Origin of the sequence: Bacteroides sp. AR20 (assembly GCF_964250605.1) — a bacterium.
Taxonomy (GTDB): Bacteria; Bacteroidota; Bacteroidia; order Bacteroidales; family Bacteroidaceae; genus Bacteroides; species Bacteroides uniformis.
Map to the genome: position 1 here is coordinate 181,871 of NZ_CAXUGK010000003.1, position 19,929 is coordinate 201,799.

At 46.2% G+C, this 19,929-nt stretch carries 13 protein-coding genes and 2 tRNA genes; 3 read left to right on the forward strand and 12 right to left on the reverse strand.

All coding sequences use genetic code 11. The features are described from left to right. Positions 1-144: 144 nt before the first annotated feature. The 9 genes from ACESTD_RS03175 to ACESTD_RS03215 form a co-directional block, all read right to left on the reverse strand. A complete protein-coding gene (locus ACESTD_RS03175; protein WP_243634936.1) occupies positions 145-1,296 on the reverse strand; it encodes a glycoside hydrolase family 172 protein in 1,152 nt (383 codons plus the stop codon). Between the two features lie 18 nt (positions 1,297-1,314). Continuing rightward, on the reverse strand, positions 1,315-2,511 hold the full coding sequence (locus ACESTD_RS03180; protein ID WP_098031783.1) for a glycoside hydrolase family 172 protein: 1,197 nt from the start codon (positions 2,509-2,511) through the stop codon (positions 1,315-1,317). Positions 2,512-2,546: 35 nt separating this feature from the next. Beyond that, the gene (locus ACESTD_RS03185; RefSeq protein WP_373158652.1) at positions 2,547-4,112 is read right to left on the reverse strand and encodes an arylsulfatase; all 1,566 of its coding nucleotides are present in this window, start codon (positions 4,110-4,112) and stop codon (positions 2,547-2,549) included. A 47-nt stretch (positions 4,113-4,159) separates the two neighbouring features. Continuing rightward, positions 4,160-6,811 (reverse strand): glycoside hydrolase family 2 TIM barrel-domain containing protein, encoded by a 2,652-nt coding sequence (locus ACESTD_RS03190; protein ID WP_195288320.1) that lies wholly within the window; start codon positions 6,809-6,811, stop codon positions 4,160-4,162. A 152-nt stretch (positions 6,812-6,963) separates the two neighbouring features. Beyond that, on the reverse strand, positions 6,964-9,210 hold the full coding sequence (gene bglX / locus ACESTD_RS03195; RefSeq protein ID WP_373138244.1) for a beta-glucosidase BglX: 2,247 nt from the start codon (positions 9,208-9,210) through the stop codon (positions 6,964-6,966). Positions 9,211-9,422: 212 nt separating this feature from the next. Beyond that, complete coding sequence (locus ACESTD_RS03200; RefSeq protein WP_373158651.1) at positions 9,423-12,257, reverse strand: hypothetical protein; 2,835 nt, start codon at positions 12,255-12,257, stop codon at positions 9,423-9,425. Positions 12,258-12,377: 120 nt separating this feature from the next. After that, a complete protein-coding gene (locus tag ACESTD_RS03205) occupies positions 12,378-13,775 on the reverse strand; it encodes a DUF5723 family protein (RefSeq protein ID WP_373158650.1) in 1,398 nt (465 codons plus the stop codon). Positions 13,776-13,929: 154 nt separating this feature from the next. Further along, entirely contained in the window at positions 13,930-15,696 is a 1,767-nt protein-coding gene (locus ACESTD_RS03210) for a S41 family peptidase (protein ID WP_151874973.1), read from the reverse strand. Positions 15,697-15,718: 22 nt separating this feature from the next. Next, positions 15,719-16,702: an adenosine kinase gene (locus ACESTD_RS03215; RefSeq protein ID WP_373158649.1), complete on the reverse strand. Its 984-nt coding sequence runs from the start codon at positions 16,700-16,702 to the stop codon at positions 15,719-15,721. An 81-nt stretch (positions 16,703-16,783) separates the two neighbouring features. On the opposite strand from ACESTD_RS03215, the gene ACESTD_RS03220 reads away from it, so the two are divergent. From ACESTD_RS03220 to ACESTD_RS03230, 3 genes are all read left to right on the forward strand, one after another. Further along, positions 16,784-16,857, forward strand: a tRNA-Asn gene (locus tag ACESTD_RS03220). Positions 16,858-16,878: 21 nt separating this feature from the next. Beyond that, positions 16,879-16,952 (forward strand) — tRNA-Asn (locus ACESTD_RS03225). Between the two features lie 183 nt (positions 16,953-17,135). After that, a complete protein-coding gene (locus ACESTD_RS03230; protein WP_229077943.1) occupies positions 17,136-17,744 on the forward strand; it encodes an outer membrane beta-barrel protein in 609 nt (202 codons plus the stop codon). A gap of 1 nt (position 17,745) precedes the next feature. Here ACESTD_RS03230 and ACESTD_RS03235 read toward each other — a convergent pair whose 3' ends face one another. From ACESTD_RS03235 to ACESTD_RS03245, 3 genes are read right to left on the reverse strand one after another with little or no spacing between them, the layout of a single operon-like run. Further along, positions 17,746-18,450 (reverse strand): ComF family protein, encoded by a 705-nt coding sequence (locus tag ACESTD_RS03235; protein WP_057258845.1) that lies wholly within the window; start codon positions 18,448-18,450, stop codon positions 17,746-17,748. A 53-nt stretch (positions 18,451-18,503) separates the two neighbouring features. After that, the gene (locus tag ACESTD_RS03240) at positions 18,504-19,301 is read right to left on the reverse strand and encodes an inositol monophosphatase family protein (protein ID WP_178291784.1); all 798 of its coding nucleotides are present in this window, start codon (positions 19,299-19,301) and stop codon (positions 18,504-18,506) included. An 11-nt stretch (positions 19,302-19,312) separates the two neighbouring features. Beyond that, entirely contained in the window at positions 19,313-19,786 is a 474-nt protein-coding gene (locus ACESTD_RS03245) for a hypothetical protein (RefSeq protein WP_373158648.1), read from the reverse strand. Positions 19,787-19,929 lie beyond the last annotated feature (143 nt).

A 19,929-nucleotide genomic window follows, 5' to 3' on the forward strand; every position in this document is an offset into this window, starting at 1 on the left:
AGTATAGGAGCAATTGATGTATGTCAAAAAACAAACTACCACAAGATTACCACAACCTGCTCAAGCACTACAACGTAACTACTACAGCATTGTATAAAACACTAATTACCAACAACATACACTAGGAAGTTATTTAAAGATTATTCAGACTGCAGGCCTATCCAAATAGAAATATGCTGTTGAAGTTACATGATCTTGGCGGTAGAAATTAACAAATCCTGGCGGAAAGTCTTTATCCGTGATATGTAGGTCTGAATCTTCATCTAATAAACGATAGAATTTCAGTTTACCGCTTCTATCTATAGTAACCGGTACAAGAGGAACCTTCGCCTTGTACAGTTCGAGTACCTTTTGATATGGAGCACCTCCAATCTGCTGCAATGTAACTCTTATATCATGACGAAAATAAATCGGGTCCTGCACGTGGAAACGATACATACTCCACCAACAACTGTCCGCATTTGCAATCGGACAACCTTGATAACGGTGGGAATACTCGCCCTGCCCCCAAGCCGTACCAATATAGTCTTCAACTCCCGTACCACTCAATGTGGGAAATTCCTTATCTCCGTCAATGTAGAACTTGATTTCACCTTCTCCCCACCAAGTAGTTTCATACGCCTTATTGGCAAAGATACCCAAGCTTACCCCCAAAAAGCGCCCCTTGCCCGATAGTTGGGGAAGAACAGTATAATCCACTCCCAACTTGGTGGATTTGTCTTCACGCCAGACAGCATGAAAATAGCTCATCTCCGAATCCCATTCCGGCAATTTAGTAAAGTTGATATCATAAAACAAGTGTGTCAGGTCCTCATCCGAGGTATTCACAAACACCACTTTGGCACCGATACGGTAAGGCATCGGAATAGAACAGTTAAAAGAACGCTTCTCCGGATTAGAAAAGAAACAGTTCTCAAAACGAGATGTACGTGACAGCGGATTCCCAAAAAAATCTCCCAATGGGACATCCACTGCCGGAACAACAGAATTATCCCAATAAAACTTGATACGCAACGCACGAAGCATCTTAGGGTTACGTTTGCTGACTGTCAGCCAAATACGGTTAATGATCCCGGGTCCTTGCTGAGACAACAAAACACAGCTGTCTCCCGCCATGATTCTGCCGAAAGCACTTCCTTTTGCACCTTTATTGACTTGAGCTGCCGTTCCCTTGGCACCGGTAGGATTTTCAAAACTTGTCCACCGCGTTTCATGACCTTCAGGCACTTTCCATATTTGGGCATGCCCCAAAAGAGTAAATGCTAATAAAACAGATATAACTAATAATGTCTTCATTTCATATCCTCCAGCAATTTATTCATTTCCCCAAAGGTCAGCCTTATTCCCTTTATTCTTTCTCCACTCATGACGCCATTTGTGCATCATCACATTGTTTACCATCGGCTTCAGCTTACGGCCCGCCTTGTCGGGTATGGTGGGAACAGCCGTCGCCTTGTCCTGATACCAGTAGGCAACGGTGGCCAGGTCGAGGGTCAGGCAATTGTTGTGCCCATGCTCAATGGTGGCTTTCAGCCCTTTCTCAAAGAAGACGGGATCTTGAATAAAGAACCGATAGACATGTGTACGCCCCAAGAATCCGACATCATTATTCACACGTGGATAGCCGAAGTAGATATGCTGGTAGGGCTCTTTCGGGCACCAGGCGGTGTTGAACAAATCTTCCGTACCGGTTCCTATCAAGGAAGACTGTTTTTCACCGTCGATGAACCACATGTCATCGCCTTCACCATACCACATGGGGGTAGGGCACTGTACATAATAATTCAATCCCACAAAATGGCCCTTTCCCTTGATATCGGCAAACACATAATTGTCGGCTCCGTCCTTATTCTCCGTCTGCTTACCCACGGAACCCCACTCGGTCTCCCCCTCGGGAAGCGCTTCGGTAATCTCACGGTTGAACCACGCATGGAAACGCCCCATGTCCTTGGGCAGTTCCTTCATCTCCACATAGTCTATGTAGTAGTAGAAGGCGCCGATGTTGACATCCGTCTGATTCTCTATCTCAATGCGCGCACCTTTGGCAAAAGGCATGGCGAAATAGCTGCACAAACCCGTACCACCGTTGGGACCGGAAGAAAGTGCAAAAGAAGCATAGTTATACTGTTCGTTCCATCCCTGGCCGAAAAAGGGACCGATGGGGGACACGACAGAAGGTTCGTCGCTGCCGTCCCAGTACATCCGAAGGATGATGTCGTTACGGGAAAGCTGGCGCGGTCCCGGAGACATCGTTATCCAGATATGGTTGATTACGCCTGCCCCCTTGATGTCGGCCAAGACAGCCGTTTCGCCCGGCTTGATGGCCTTCAGGTGGTCACGGTTGTTGCCCGTACGGTCATAACTGCTGACACGGCGGTTGCGCAAGCCTTCCTTCATCTTGGCAAGGTCATACATTTCACTAGACATATTGGTCTGCGCAAAAGCGCTGCCTACTCCCATCAAAAGGGAGAATAAACCTACAAAAAACTTTTTCATCACGGTATTCTTCATTTTTCAAATTATGTTTTTCATCAATCTATCGGTTGTCACTTTCTTGTGGCATCCGACTTCCTTATCTTCTCCTCCAGTATCCGCGCCAGCCTGCGTGCCACTTTGGGATGCTGTTCATACACATTTGTGGTCTGGTATGGGTCTTCCTCCAGATTGTAAAGCTGCACAGAGGGTGCATCCGGCTTTATCCGGGCATTTTCTATATCGCTGTTCACCCGATGGGTGAGCTGGAAAGCGGATGCCCCGCCCAAGTCATGGTCACCGACATTCTTTCCGGTAAATCCGCCGCTGTTTTGCGCCGGAATATAGACCCACTTCCCTTTGCGAATGGAAAGATGGCTCTTTTGGGAAGGACAGATTATAATATGGTCCCGAATCATTTTCCCGGGATTTCCGACAAGGGCAGGAAGCATGTTGAAACTGTCCGGCCCGTCCTGCTCCTGCAATTCATATCCTGTGAGGGCAGCCAAAGTGGCAAGCATGTCAACATTGGACATCAACTGGTTGGATACGCTGCCCGCAGGAATCCTGCCCGGCCAGCGGACAATCATAGGAATGCGATGCCCGCCTTCCCAAGCTCCGAACTTGAAACCAAGAAGCTTGCCGTTGATATGGTGTCCTGCCTTCCAAGCTCTCTGCCCTCCATGATTCAGCATTCCCCCGTTGTCACTGGTGAAGATGAGCAGAGTATTTCCCGCCAGCCCTTCCTCATCGAGGGTACGCATAATCTCGCCTACCACCCAGTCCAATTCATGGATTGAATCACCGTAAGGTCCTGCCTCACTGGTACCTACAAAGCGTTCGGCCGGTGTAAAAGGATGATGGATGTTGGTGGTAGCATAATACAAGAAGAAAGGTGAATCCTTATGTTCCTTTATCCACTGCACGGCCCGGTCTTTCAAAGTAGTGGCTACAGCCCGGTCTTTGTACAAACGGTGCGCAGCCGTGGCTCCACCAATAGAGTTGATACCGAATTTTTCATCGAACTCCTCCGTTTCTGCCCTCTTGCCTCTTACAAACGGGTCGTTGGAATCATAACCCACCACATGATGGTTCTCCACATAAACAAAAGGTGGATGACTGTTGAGAATAGGCACACCGAAGTAATAATCGAATCCCAATTCAAGTGGTCCGGGAGCCAGTTCCTTGTTCCAGTCCATCTTTTCGTCCGTACGGAATCCAAGATGCCACTTCCCCACGATGGCAGTGGAATAGCCGGAACGTTTCATCACATCCGCAATTGTGGTGCGTGCCGTATCAATTTGCAGAGTCTGATTCAGGAAGATTGCCCCCCAAATATCCTCACGGCAAGGATATTGACCAGTCATTAGTCCATAACGTGAAGGCGTGGAAACAGCCGAGGATGAATGAGCGTCCGTAAAGCTACGGCCCTGCGATGCCAGACGGTCTATATTGGGAGTCTTGACCTTGGTGGCACCGTAACAACCAATGCCGCCATAGCCCAAGTCATCAACGTTGATAATGATTACATTGGGCTTGACCTCAGTGGAAGCCGGAGATTGCTGCGCGACGGCAGGCAAAGCGCTGAATCCCATCCCTACTGTGAAGGAGAGGGACCCGGTGAGAAGTTTGTGTTTCATGTTTCACTCAATTTATCGGTTAATACAACATCCTTGCAAATAGAAGGTCAATGAATCCTGAATATCTTTATCCCATTCAAGAACGTCATTCCCTTCACCGCCTCAAAGTCCACTGTAAGGTTTCCACCGGTTACGGCAATACGCAATTTCTTGGATATGCAACGGTTCCCGCCTACTTCTATCGCCGGAGAGAAATGGCTCAACCAAGGCCGACCGTTGACAGAAACATTGAAGACACTGCCGCGGAAATCGGCATTGTCTAGGGTAGCGACAGCTCCCAAATCGTAAGTCACCCGTTCGGAACGTGCGTTCAGGTCAGCAAAAAGAAGTTCCACTTCATAGTCGCCGTCGGGCAAGTCGAAGCGATAGGCTTTGATGCCCTTGCGTTTGGTCTGGAGCAAAGGAACGTTACGGGTGTCTTTCACTTCGGCAGTGGTTCCGATACGTCCCGGAGAACGGCGGAAAATCTCTCCACCTATGTAGCCCCAACTCCCAGGAGTATAAGCTTGGTCGGGAAGCCAGCAAAGATCACTCTTGTCATCCGTAAAGAAACAGTTGCTGCCCACGTTCACTGCAAGTTCCAGCTGTCCGGAGCCGGCTGCCGCGATATAGCGAGGCTGCATCTTCACAAAAATGTCCGAAACCTGCTCCACCTTCTTCCCTTGATAGATGCCGGATGCTACAAGCGTGTTTCTTCCCACAACAAGAGGTACCCGCCACCCAGCATGGCAATTCTCAATGTCTTGTACAGAGAGTTTTTTCCCATTGACAGACAGCTCTACCTTATCCAGATTGGAATACACTTTCACCGGATGTTCCACTGCTTCGCCGTCCGAAACCACAGTCCGATGCTTCCAGTCATCCACAGCAATGTGCAGCACCGGAATATCCTTACGCAAAAATGCCTGAAAATAATAAAACACATCTTTAGGCCGGCGATCATTGTACATCAGCCCTTTATTATTAATGTGTGGCGTAGCCTCCTGGCGATTGGCAGAACTGAAATCAATGAAATTCCACTCTGTGGCGCCGACTATGAACGGCCGCCTCATGATAGCGGGCAGATAGTATTCGAGGTACAACTGCTGCCATTGCATGGAGAAATCGAATATCTGCGGCTCGAGCGACTGCAAGCGCGGGTCGGAACCGGCACCGAACTCACTGATTATTAACGGACGGTGCGGGTATTTACGATGCTCTTCGTCCACAAAGCGGTCGAAAGACTTGAAGTCGTTCTCATACCAGCCCTGATAAAGGTTCCAACCGGAAATGTCGGTGATATTGCTGAGACCGATTTTATTGTAAATCTGATTGCCGTGGTAGGCCATCGTACTCAGACGGTAGGGGTCTTCCCTCTTCAGAGTTTCCTCCAGATGCCGGGCAAGCGCCAAGGTATTCTCGTAGAAACCGTTGAGCCGTTGTTTCTTCACCCGATACTGCAGCTGGATGACAGCCTCGTTCATATACCCCCACATAATGACGGACGGATGGTTGTAATGCTGGCGAATCATTTCGCGCAAGGCGCTTGTGGCATTCGCGCGGAACTCGTCACCCAAAGCTATCAAATCTACTACCGGAATCTCCTCCCATACCAGCATGCCAAGTTCGTCGCAAGCACGCAACACGGCATCGTCCTGCGGGTAATGTGCCAGACGGACAAAGTTCACACCCATGTCTTTCAGCAACTGCATATCCCTGCGGTGCATCTCATCCGAAAGCGCTATGCCCATCGGCATCTGGTCCTGATGACGGCAAGCTCCCATAAGTTTCAGGGGTTCCCCATTCAACTTGAAGCCTTCCTGCGCATCCACGCTGAACCAGCGGACCCCCAAAGGGACACGTGTCTCATCTTTCAACACCTTGCCACGCACATCTTTCAAAGAAACTTTCACGCTGTACAGATAAGGGGAATCGGGCGACCACAACTGTGGCTTTTCCAACTGTAACCGCTCCTCGAAGGCGAACGCCCCGTCGGCATCTATCCGGACGCTGCGCAAAGATTGGGCTACGGTCTTCCCATCGGTATCCAGCACCTCGACGTCCAACTTCAACACCGCACGCCGCACATCACGGTTCACCAAAGTCCCACGCACACTGATTTCCGCCCTATCCTCACTCACGGAAGGCAAATCGACATAAATGCCCGTAGAGGCATAGTCGGTAAGGCTGATGTGCTGCTTTGCAGCACTGATGAGCCACACATTGCGGTAGATGCCGCCAAAGATGGTGAAGTCGCCGGACAAAGGAGGTATCCGGTCGTTCTGATTATTGACGTGCACCATCAGCAGATTCGGGGCATCAGTCCTTACTTTATCCGTAATGTCTACGGTAAAGGCAGAGTAACCTCCTTTGTGGGTAGTGAGCAGCTCGCCGTTGAGGTACACATCTGCCAGAGAATTGACAGCATCAAATTTCAGGTAAAGCTGCTTATCCCGCATCTGCGCGGCATCCGTACGGAACTCTTTCTTATACCAGGAAGAAGCCCTGCGGTAGTTACGGGTAGAATAGGCATCCGTATTCCAGGTATGTGGCAGATGTACCTGTTCCCAACCTTCCTCATGACATCGCACTTTCTGGAACCGATTGTCATTATACGCAACATAATACCAGCCGTCATTGAAACTCTGAACCACCCGCCCGGCATTGACAACCGGGTACATGGTGGACAGACACAATATTAATAAAAATATTTTCTTCATGTTTTTCAATAGATTATATTATTCCACACAAGTCAGGCAAATACTGCAAGAATGCTGCATATAGTTTGCAGTGAAAATGCAGACAATATGCAGCAACAATGCCATCTCAACGCAGTGTCTCGAATGCTGCATATTGCCGCCTCGGGAATCAGTTAGAGTAACGTGAACGTTGCTTTCTTTACGTCCCGGCTATTTCTGCCAATCATCACCTCAAAGTTACCGGACTCGCATACAAAATCAAGATTGTAGTTGTAGAACTTCAGCAATTCGGGGGTAATCTTGAAAGATACTTTTTTAGATTCGCCGGCTTTCAGGAAAATCTTTTCAAAGCCTTTCAACTCTTTCACCGGACGGGTTACACTTCCCACAAGGTCACGAATATAAAGTTGAACCACTTCTGCACCGTCTCTCTTGCCGGTATTGGTCACAGTCACGGTAGCAGTCAGTTCGCCCTTATCCGTCATGCTAGTCTTGTCCAAAGCCACGTCGCTATAAGAGAATGTTGTATAGCTCAAGCCGAAACCAAAGGGATAAAGCGGTTCATTGTCTATGTCTATATAGTTGCTGCGGAATTTCTGGAACCATGCACCGTCGGCAAGAGGGCGGCCCGTGTTCTTGTGGTTGTAGAACAAAGGAATCTGTCCCACGCTCTTCGGGAAAGTCGTAGTCAGCTTCCCACTCGGATTCACATCACCAAACAATACATCACCGATGGCAAAACCTGCCTCACTGCCCGCAAACCATACATTCAGAATGGCCGGCACGTTTGCCTGCTCCCAGTTCAGTACCAGCGGACGACCGGTAAACAGCACCAGTACCACCGGTTTTCCCGTTTTCAATAATTCCTGTAACAGTATGCGTTGGGTGTCCGTCATTTCAAGATTCGTGCGGCAACTGCTCTCTCCACTCATTTCCGAAGACTCACCGAGCGCAGCCACAATAACATCCGATTTGGCAGCCACGGCAAGAGCCTCGTCCAGCAACTCCTTGTCCGAACGATTGTCACGGTGTAAAGAACGTCCGAACATAGTGGCACGTTTCTCATATTCGGCATCACTCATCAAATTACAGCCTTTCGCAGTCAGTATTTCGGCTTTACCGCCTGCTACCGCCTTCAAACCTTCAGCCAAAGAAGTAGCATTCTTCAATACGGCAGCCACACTCCAAGTACCCGGCATATTACTGCGGCTGTCTGCCAACGGACCTACCACAGCAATAGTGCCCTTCTTGGCCAGCGGAAGCACATTACCCTCGTTCTTCAGCAACACCAAGCTCTCCGAAGCAATCTTACGCGCAACGGCACGATGCTCTTTGGTAAAGATTTGCTTCTTGGCACGCTTCACATCACAGTATTTATAAGGATTATCGAACAAGCCCAACTTGTACTTAGCTTCCAAAATACGGCGACAAGCCACATTAATTGCTTCTTCTGTCACTTTTCCTTCTGTCAATGACTTCTTGAGCGTACCAACAAATGCATCGCTCACCATATCCATATCTACACCAGCATTCAGCGCCAACGCGGCAACAGTCTGCGTATCGCCCATCCCATGGTCGGTCATTTCTGTAATTCCGGTATAATCTGTCACTACAAAACCGTCAAACCCCCACTGCTTACGCAATACATCCGTCATCAACCACTTGTTTCCAGTGGCAGGAATGCCATCGACCTCATTGAAAGAGGCCATCGCACTGCCCACACCGGCATCAACCGCCGCCTGATAGGGCAACATGTATTCATTGAACATGCGCTGATGGCTCATATCTACTGTATTATAGTCACGTCCTGCCTCACCGGCACCATACAAGGCAAAATGCTTTACACAAGCCATAATCTCATCATTACGGCTCATATCCTTTCCCTGATAACCACGTACCATGGCCTGCGCAATGGCTGCTCCCAGAAACGGGTCTTCACCGTTGCCCTCGGACACACGCCCCCAACGGGCATCACGGCAAATATCCACCATCGGACTGAATGTCCAGCAAATACCGTCGGCACTGGACTCAATAGCCGCAATACGCGCCGATTCTTCAACCGCCTTCATATCCCATGTACACGACAATCCCAAAGGAATGGGAAACACCGTTTCATATCCATGAATAACATCCATACCGAATAAGAGAGGAATACCCAAACGACTTTCTTCAACCGCCTGCTTCTGTACATCGCGGATACGTTCCACACCTTTCAGATTGAAAAGCCCGCCCACTTCACCGGCACGAATACGTTTGGCCACATTACTACTTTTAGCCTGACCGGTCGTAATCTCACCGGTAACCGGCAGATTCAACTGACCTATTTTCTCTTCCAGGGTCATCTTCTTCATTAAATCGTCAATGAAACGATTCATATCGACCGGAGATTTCTGCGCATACGCACTAACGGCAGTAAACATCAACAAGGCTAAAAATGATTGTAACTTGAAAAGTAAATGCTTCATGTCTTTCATGCTTTTAATTTATAGAAATATTATTTTGCTGCAAATAAAAGAAAAGCATGCGACAACCTCCACATCCCGCACTACAATAAAAGTACATCCATCACTAAAAAACAAAATAGGAAGTACAATATTAGTACTTCCCCCATTAATATTTTACTGTAAAACAGTTATTTAAAATTTATAAGGAAATCAGTTAGACTTTCTTCCGGAAGCAGATTGAATTTCTTGCGCAACCGGTATCTTGCAGCATCAACCCCACGCGTGGAAATATTGAGCAACTTCGATATCTCCTTTGTCGGCATATTCAAGCGGAGCAATGCACAAAAGCGTAAATCTCCTGAAGTCAAATCTGTATATTGAAGTTTCAGATTACGGAAGAAGTTTTCGTGTATACGGTCAAAATTAGCCTGAAACATAGTCCAATTCTCTTTATCGGACACTATATTGCTATTAACTAAAGTGAGCAGCTTATCCAAGTTCTTACGGCCATACTGCCCCGACAACTTTTGCCGCTGTATCTCTTCTTTCAAGGAATTCAGAAATTCCTGATGGGCGATATTTGTCATTACCACACTGGACAACTCCTTGCTTTTAAAACGCAAATCGGCCTCAAGCTGCTCCTTTTCCAACTCAACAATCTTCTTCTCTTGCCGCTCGAGTTCTGCCTGATGGGCTACGCGCTGCCGTTCAATCACACGGTCTTTCTTTTTCTTCACGAAACGGTAGACCAGATATTGCAACAAAGCCAACAGACACAATCCTGCCAAGATATAACTTCCCACAGCCCAATAAGACAAGTACCACGGAGATAATATCTCAAAAGGAAGCTCTACCGATGCCAAAACCCTATCAGTATTATATATCTCAGCTTGGAAAATATAATTTCCATAAGGAAGACGGGCATACATTTTCTGCAAACTGCGTCCACTGGGCACCCATTGTTCGGAATAGCCATCCAACTTATATCTTACCTTATAAGTATAATCACTATAAACCGGATAACACAAGGTAAAACTCACTGTATTAAATTCGGACTCCACCCGGACTCCCGGCTGCGCCACCAATGTTTTCCGCTCACCACTGAATTCATCAATAGCCCGCATTCCCGAAATCCATAAAGAACGTTTGACTCGGGATTTATACAACGAAGAACTATCCGTCTCAATACGGGCAATGGCATTGTTCAGGCAAAGATAGGAATGATTATTTCTCTTGTCATAAGCCACGCTTCCACGCTCTTCCACTGCCAGACCGTCAAACAAAGAATATGGAATCCGGAGTTCTATATCGAAAGTATTTATCGCACATTTCACCAAATACACCGTTCTGTCCCCTACAAACCAATAACGATCTCCACTTGCACGACTCACAGTCTTGATTTCCCTCAATTCCGCCAATTGTTCATTCATCGTTTCATAAGGAACAATCGAGTCGGTCATATCTTCATAAGTATAAAAGTATTCTCCATTAGAAAAAACCACCCGACCATTGATTTTAAAAAGCGTGAAACTTCCACCCTCTACTTCTCCCAAACTCTCATACTTCCGCACATCCTTTACCAGCTTCATATCCGGATCAATCCGAAAGCGATACAAACCATTCCTTAAGTGTTTCGCCCAGATATTCCCCTGATGGTCCACTTCTATATGGCGAATCATGTGACTGAACCCACGTAAGGACCGAGTAAAATAATACTCTCCCGAAGCAGTTTCCGTATATAAATTCAAAAGCGCATAAGTCCCCTCCAATAAAAAAGACTGTTCCTTCAATTCAATCTTTTCCATACACATCCCTCCCTTTGCGTCAGCCACCTGCTTTGACTTCAATCCCGATATAAGGAAAGTACCCTTGTTGTGTCCGCAAAAAATCTGTTTTCCCCATTCATCGACGAACCACGCTTGTTCTTCCAAGCCCGGAACCAATTCAGCCTTTCCATCCTTAAGCCAATAAAGTCCTTGATTAGAAGCAATATAAGCTTCATTTTCCCTTACTAGAACATCATATACCATACCTATTTTACGAAACGGAGGTTCATAATAATAGATTAGAGAATTATTGTGTATATAGGCAATACCTTCATCCAAAGCTGTCCATATATTATTGTCATCATCACAATACAACTTCAAAACAGTATTGTTCTGTAGTTTATTATCCGTATTGACCTTCCAAATCAGCTTTCCTTTTTTATCCAACGCATATATGCCATCGGATATTGTGCCAACAACGTAGCAACTGTCTTTGGTCATCACCGCACGATTAATGGTATGCTTCCTGAATACATCATCACATTCGGTTTCCCATTTTTCCACCCTCCCATCTCGATACAGGAAACCTCCCTGATTACGGGTAAACATTAAAACCGCATCATCATAAGGGAGCCCGGCCAGGACATCACTATCTCCAAATGCTTTTCTGGGAATAAGTTCTTTCATTTCCCTACCGGCAAAGACATAAAGTCCACCGTTTATTCTTTGAGAATAAAAAGTATTTCCAACCTGGAACAAATTCAGTGGAAGGTTCTTCATTCGAATACCTTCTACCGAATTTCCATTATAAAAAAAGAGAGAACCGAATGATTGAAATACAATTTCTCCTTGAACGCAAGCAATATCCCAGATTTCGTCATTATGAAACGCAAAATCTTTCACCTTATTTTTCAATGAATGATATTCAAGAGTGTCATAAGGAGTACGGACAAAATAACCGAATTCTTCGTAAGAGCCTACATAAATTCTTCCATCTTCACTGATATATATAGCACGCACAATTCCTTTTGTCGGTAATTCATACAGCCGCCAAGCACTTCCATCAAATTCCAACAGCCCACTGTTATTACCGAAATACATCACTCCTCTTTCGTCTTGAGCAATGGCCCAATTCTGAATACCGGCATTATAATCCGACACCGAATAGTTCCTCACTATAGGAGAAAAAGGTATGGGTGAAGCTTGCAGCAAACTACTGAAAACCAAAAACAAGAGAAACGTTATTGCAATTCTCATGAGTACTGTTTATAGGTATTTACCAGCAAAGATAAAGCTTTTTGCGTTTTCGTAAAAACAAAATCGCAGATTATCCTCTTTTATAGAAAGATAACCCGCGACAACTGATAACTCACTTTATTAATTTTCAGCCGTTTTCTGTTTTCCCAAAGGAATAGAAACCCCCAAGTAAGCATTGACATTCTTCGTATTCTTGCCAAAGAACATATAATCTGTTCCTGCAAAGAAGGAACCCAGCTTCAATGCCAGACCGAAGGTTTTACCAGCTCCTTGAAGTACGGAATAGCTGGCAGCTACATTGAAAGCATTCGTCGGACGGATGCAGGCAGAGAAAGTCAACTCATTCAAAGTTTTCGGTTTGGCAAAACGACCGGTATACAAGGCACCCACTACCAGCCAATCATTCAATAAGGCATATTCAGCGCCAAGAACCATTGTAGAAGTCAATCCACGGGTACGGCTCTTCTCAGAAGCCTCCTCCGTCTTGAGCTTCAACATGTCATAGTTAAGAATCTCGCCGCTGTTCACAATATTCATGAACTCCTGCTGCGAGGCCGGGTCAAGAAGATCATAAGTCTGCTCTGCATTAGCTCGCGCTATACTGGTATTCGATTTAGACCATTTGATAAAACCCAAATCAAGAACTGAAGCAGAAAGTGTCAATTTATCCAGTAACTTGTAAGATACTCCCAAATCAATAGCCCCACCATATCCGGCAAAACCAAAACTGCCAAAATCGATTTCATCGATATAATCACCATTCTCATTCTCGGGAAGTTCTAACAGCTTTGACGAGTTCTCCAAAGTTGCATCCACTTGAATGGAAGCTTTACTCGTCACTCCTGAAGAGCCGACAGAAGGAGTTTCCACATGAATCTGGTTGATGTTCAGCTTTAAGTTACCGATACCCAGCAGCATCTTCACCTTACCACCTACAGCCAGTCGGTCTGTGATATTCCTTGCAAAGCCAAGGCCGACTTCCGCATAGGAATTTATCTCAAGCTTCTGTCCATTAATGGTTTCGTTAATACCCAAATAGTCAGAAATATTGTCACCGAACTCCCGGCTGCTCATGTTATTCATAAACTGGAACATGGTTTTCGGTATGGCGGCACCGATATCATTACGCAACCCCACATTGACTGACCAGAAGTTCTTTCCTTTATACCACCCGGCAGACAGAATGTCGGTACTCAAATTCACATTCAAGTTATTGGTAGCATCCAGTCGGTTCATAAAGTCATTGCTCATGAAATAGTCGCTGTCATCACTGTTTTCAATAATGTCCATAATATCCCTATACCCCAGGGAACTGGAGTTGACGGTAGCATTCAACGAACCTATCACGGGAATATTCAGATAACCGCGTCCCGGCATCAAGGCCGGATTGAGCTGCATACGCTGGTTACTTCCTTCCATAAAGTAGGAAGTGCACAGGAACTGGGCTTGTCCGGAAAGAGAGAAGCAAAGCAACAATACCACAGACAGCCATACTTTCAGAGAATTCAATTGTTTCATAACCTTGTCAATATTTTCATTATCACCTGCAAAAATATAAAACAAGTTAATACCCTACAAACAACTTAACCGGATAGTCGTGTATAAAAGGCTTATACAGAGACTATCCGGTATAAATTAAGGAGCAAATAAAAGAATCCTCTTAAGAGTGTCCTTATACTATTTCATCATAAACATGTTCATTTGCTCTCGTAGCGGTACTCAGAAAAACCGGGGCTGTCTCCTTTCTTTGTTGCAGAGACATTGACGTCACTGCCGGAGCACTCAACATTTCCTTATATTTTTCCGGAGCAGTGAGTATCTTTACAGCCTCTTTCAAATCATCATCATCTTTCAACTGCTGGATAATGCTTCCACGCTGGAAATAATAACGCTTGATGATTTCTACCGCAATCATGCTCTTGATGTCCTTGGAGAAATGGTCAAGGTCACGGTCCAGATTATGCGACAATTTTTTCTCCAGCGCTTCAAACTCTTTCGAAGCATCAGTCAGATAGCCCTCAAATTCGGCCATCTCCTTCAGGTTCTTCAGCATCTTCTCTGTCTGCTGGTCGTATTTGAAGTCCGCCTTTTTCACCATCGCCTTGAAGTCCGCGTAATCGGCATCTGTAATTTCAAACTTCTCTGCTGAAGGAATGGTAGGATGTTTCAAGCAATAGTCCGTAGCATAATTGAAAATAAGATTGTCATTGACAAGATAGAACAGAATGTTGGGCAGCTTCTCCTGCTTCACCGCAATGTCCGGAGTCACGCCTCCACCATCACGCACTTCACGTCCGGCAGCCGTATGGAACACGGTAGTAAGGCTGTCCGGAATACGTCCCACACTGCCGTCCTCATTCCGGTGCTTGTAGTCGATAGCCTGCACACAACGGCCGCTGGGAATATAATATTTGGAAGTCGTCAGCTTCATGGTACCACCGTATGGCAACGGACGGGTGGTCTGCACCAATCCCTTACCGAAAGTACGGTTACCGATAATGACCGCACGGTCAAGGTCCTGCAAAGAGCCTGCAAGGATTTCTGACGAAGAAGCCGTTCCGCCATTGACCAGAACAGCCAAAGGAATTTCCAAATCCAACGGTTCACGCAACGTCTTGTAGGTATTGCTGGCTTGCTTAATCTTACCCTTTGTCGTCACAAGTGTTTTTCCGCGAGGCAGAAAGAAATTGGCTATCTCTATGGACTCATCCAGCAAGCCGCCTCCATTATTCCGCAGGTCAATCACCAACGAAGTCATCCCCCGCTTCTTCAAGTCCAGAAAAGCCTGCTTGAACTCCTTGGAAGGATTCCCCGAGAAGGTGCTGAGATTGATATAACCTATATTATTATCCAGCACCGTATAATAAGGTATGAACGGCAATTGGATGGAACGGCGCACAATGTCGAAATCCAACGGTTTCTCTGTACCGGGACGCTGCACTTTCAGCTTGAAGCTGGTACCCACTTGTCCGCGGAGCATCTCGCTGACTTCCTGGTTATTCTTTCCGGCAAGGTCTTTTCCGTCAATCTCCATCAAAATATCTCCGGCTTTCAGGCCTACATCGGCAGCGGGCATATTCTCATATGGCTCAGATATCATGGAACGTTTCAGTTTCGGGTTCCAAGTAATCACAGAACCTATACCACCATAGGAATTCTTCAGCATCTGCTCCAGTTCGCTTTGGTCATCTTCCGGATAATACTCCGTGTAGGGGTCCAGCGAGTAGAGCATGGCATCAATACCTTCACGGATAGTCTTGTTCGGATCAATCGTATCCACGTAAAACATATCCAACTCTTTCACAATGGAATTGAATATATCCAGATTCTTTGCTATTTGGAAACTACGGCTATCACCACTCTTAAACCCCCAAAAACAAACGGCTCCCGCTACAATTAGCAAGGCAACCATCCAGCGTATCTTTAAAATTCTTCTCATAATATGTCTATGTGATAATATGCTAATTAATTAATAAAATTTCTTCCTTAATTTTTTCCCATTGTGCTACCTGAAGCTCCGTACCCACCACTTGTATCACATCTTTGGAGAGAAGGGAGCCTATCTTGCCACATTTCTCCAGCGAGTAACCACACGTCAGTCCATACAAGAAACCCGCCGCAAAATAGTCACCCGCTCCTGTAGTGTCCACCACTTTCTCTACCGGAGCCGCTTGTACCTGCACCATCTCTGTACCTTTACGAATCAGAGAACCACGGGCACCCACCTTTACAATGGCTATGCTACACATTTTGGCAATGATGTCCAATGCTTCCTCCGGTTCCTTACCTGTAAAGGCCTTTACCTCTTCTTCATTGGCAAAAACAATATCCACATATTTGTTAACCAACAGAGAGAAAAATTCAAGGTCTCCTTCTACTATATTGTAGCTCGCCATGTCCAAACATACTTGTAAACCGGCCTCTTTAGCCAGCTCAATGGCACGGAGAATCATATCATGGTCTTGCACCAGATACCCCTCTATAAACAAATAAGCATATCCTTTGAACATATCCAGCGAAAGATCTTCCGCCTTCAATGTAGAAGCCGCCCCCAAATAAGTGCCGAAAGTACGCTCTCCATCAGGAGAAATGAAAGTAGAGGCTACACCGGACGGAAGGGTAGTGGAAAGCAATAAATCCGCCTCTGTCCCATGCTCCAGCAGACTATCCCGGAAAAAGTTACCATAAAAGTCATTGCTTACTTTTCCGATGAATCCCGTACCCGCACCAAGGCATGCCATTGCCCGAATTGCGTTTCCGGCAGAACCTCCGTTAGCCAGATGCGTCTCCATCCGGCTGAAATACTCACTAATTTTCAAGAACTTATCTTCATCAATCAGAGTCATACTTCCTTTCGGGAGCTGCATCTCCGTCAAAATATTATCATCCTCAATGATTGCCAGTGCATCAACCAAAGCATTGCCCAACCCAATTATTTTATCCATCTTCGATATTTTTTTTGCAAAGATATTGCATATTTCAAAATATCCTATTACTTTTGCAGCGCATTTGAGAAAAAACAACATTCTTCCTTAGCTCAGTCGGTTAGAGCATCTGACTGTTAATCAGAGGGTCCTTGGTTCAAGTCCAAGAGGAAGAGCGAAAAAAATTGAATGCATATTCTTCCTTAGCTCAGTCGGTTAGAGCATCTGACTGTTAATCAGAGGGTCCTTGGTTCAAGTCCAAGAGGAAGAGCAAAAAGGTTCGTCAATTAGGCGAACATTTTTTTGTTTTCTCCATCAGCCGCACTTAACAAACAAACGGAAATCTTTCATCTTTCATGAAATTAACATATATTTGTGGAATATTTATAGGGAATTTATCCCGACCTTCTGTCTTTATTTGCAGAACCATGAAATTTAATTCAAAAATACAACTATGATGAGAACAGCCCAACTTTTTTTAATCATCGGATTGACTGTATGTACATTTTGCAAAGCACAAGACATACCCGTTCTGCCCCAAGAAAAGTTCCGGCACCATGAATTTTCCGTCAGCTATGGTTTCCTGCCCATTACCGATGCCAACAGCATGGCCGAGGAGTGCTTCGCTCCGGTACTGAGTTTCGGAGTTTATACACGCGAAAAGACAAACTACTACGGTGCCCTGAATATCAGCTACATTTATAGATTCAACCGCAAAATCAGCCTGGGAGTAACCGGAGGAATAACCGGCAACAAAGGGACAGCCAGCAGCCTTTACGAAGCTTTGGATGAAAACACCAAAGACAACCGAAGGTATCTGTATGTTCTTCCCACCTTCCGGTGGCACTGGTTTACCCGCCCCAAATTCTCTCTGTATACCTCAGCAGGGCTCGGTGCCTATTTCCTTCGGAACAGTTTTGGAGGAGAAGTCTTTCACAAGACAAGATTCGCTTATCAATTCAGTTTTCTAGGCATCGAATACGGAAGCCGGTTTGCCTTCTTCACAGAATTCGGAGTAGGATATACCGGAACAATCGTAGCAGGCGGCCGTTATCGTTTCTGACTTATGAGGTCGCTACCGCCAGTGTCAATACACTGATGCGCACACCCTCCACTTCCTTGAGCGCATCGGCACAAGCCGTAGTGGTGGCACCGGTAGTCAATACGTCATCTATAATCAGTACATGCTTCCTTGCAAAAGCGTCAGCACGACGCAGACAGAAGATACCGTCCACATTCTCCCACCGTTCATAAGAGGATTTACGGGTCTGCGTTTCCGTATGCCTCATACGGGCAACGGAAGCAGTATCCATGGGAATACCGGTGACAGCGGAAACGCCGCGGGCTATACATTCGCTCTGATTGTACCCACGCATTTTCCGCTTACGCGGATGCAGAGGAACGGGGACAATGACATCCACATCACTGAAGAAACCGGTAGCCGACAACTCCGCCGCCATAAACCGCCCCATCACTTCGCCAAGGTCTTTCCTCCCTCCATATTTCAACTGATGGAGAATGCGGCGGAAATCACTCCCTTTATGGTAAAAGAAACAAGATGTAGCATGTTCCAGAGGTATCTTCCCCCAAAACATACGTTCCACCGGATTGTCCTTACGAAGATGATAGTTTGTCCGGGGCATATCCATATTGCACTTCATGCAGATGCCCTCTTCACCCTCTTGCAAGATAGCACCACACACGGCACACTGACGCGGGAAGAAGAGATGGACAAAAGAAAAGAACCAGGTTTTAACTATGTTTTTCATCGTATAGTATTAAAAAAACGGCAACAGAGCAATACACTCCATCGCCTTGTTTGCTATAATGGCGAGACCTCACCTGCCAGCTTCAAGAACAACGGATGCAGCGGTCCGTTAGTGGCAATGATATGATGTCCGTCCAAAAAGGCGTCACTACCGCAAAAGTCAGTGATTCTTCCACCAGCCTCCAGCACCATCAGCGCAGCCGCAGAAAAGTCCCATTTGCCGATAAACGCCTCAAGCCAGGCATCAAAACGTCCGGCAGCCACATAGCAGATGGCAAGCGCAGCAGAACCGGTCATGCGGATACCTGCCACACGCCCGTAAAGTTCATGAATCAAATGCTCACCGGTACGTGCATACCGGTCGGAATTATAAGGGAGTTCCGTCACTACAAAGGCGTCCTCCACCTGCTGGACAGACGAGACCTCCATCCGTTCTCCATTCACATAAGCGCCACCTCCCTGCCAGGCATAAAAACATTCATCCCGGCAAGGGTCATAAACAACTCCCAGCAACAGAGAATCCTTGTCGCGCAAAGCGATGCTGACACAATAGGGAGCATTATCATGAATATAATTCGTTGTCCCATCCAACGGGTCCACTACCCAACAGTAGGGTTCATCGTGATAGACAGCAGAACCTTCCTCGGCTATAAATCCAGCCTCGGGAAGAAGTTCCCGAAGCGCAGCCACCACCCGCTTCTCCGATTCCTTGTCTACATAAGAGACATAATCATGAGGTTGTTTCTTCCGTACCGCTTCCCGGCTGAAGTTTTTCCGCTCTTCTTTCAAGAAATATCCGGCTTCGCGGGCTATGCAGCAGACAGACTCTGTCAATATCTTCAAATCTTCCATCTCTCTACATATTAGTTCCCCGCAGCCCCTTCTGCCTGCCGGTAAATAAGCCGACCACGCTGGCTGACCGTCCATCTTCCATCTTCCAAACGCACATTCTTTGTATCATCATCTTCCACATTCCAAACATATCCCCCCGCAGGAAGGCCACGGCGCTCCAGAATCTCATTCGGCATTCCCTCTTCCGAAAAGAACAGTTCCACTTGGGTAGAATCGGGACTGAACACCAGAAACAACATCTTCTCCGCATCATCCACAGCGTTCATACGGACTCCTTTTTCCCACAGACGGATACAGTCTTTCTGAGTCTCACTCCAGGTATATCCGGCAGATGCAATGCAGCCATGCTTATCCTTATCATCACCAACGACATGTACCGTATCGGCTTGTCCAACAACTTCCGCAGTCTTTCTACTCTTGCTACCACAAGCCACAAACAGTGCTCCGACACATAGCAAGCACATAAATGTTCCTCTTACATTCATCTTTTCTCTTTTTAATTGCTTTTTGCTTGACAAAGTTAAGAACAAATAACCAATTTAAAAAATTTCCATTCATTATCAATGACATTCAGCCATAAATATTCAAATGAATAAAGTTTAGAATAAAACGGTTACCGTTCTAAACA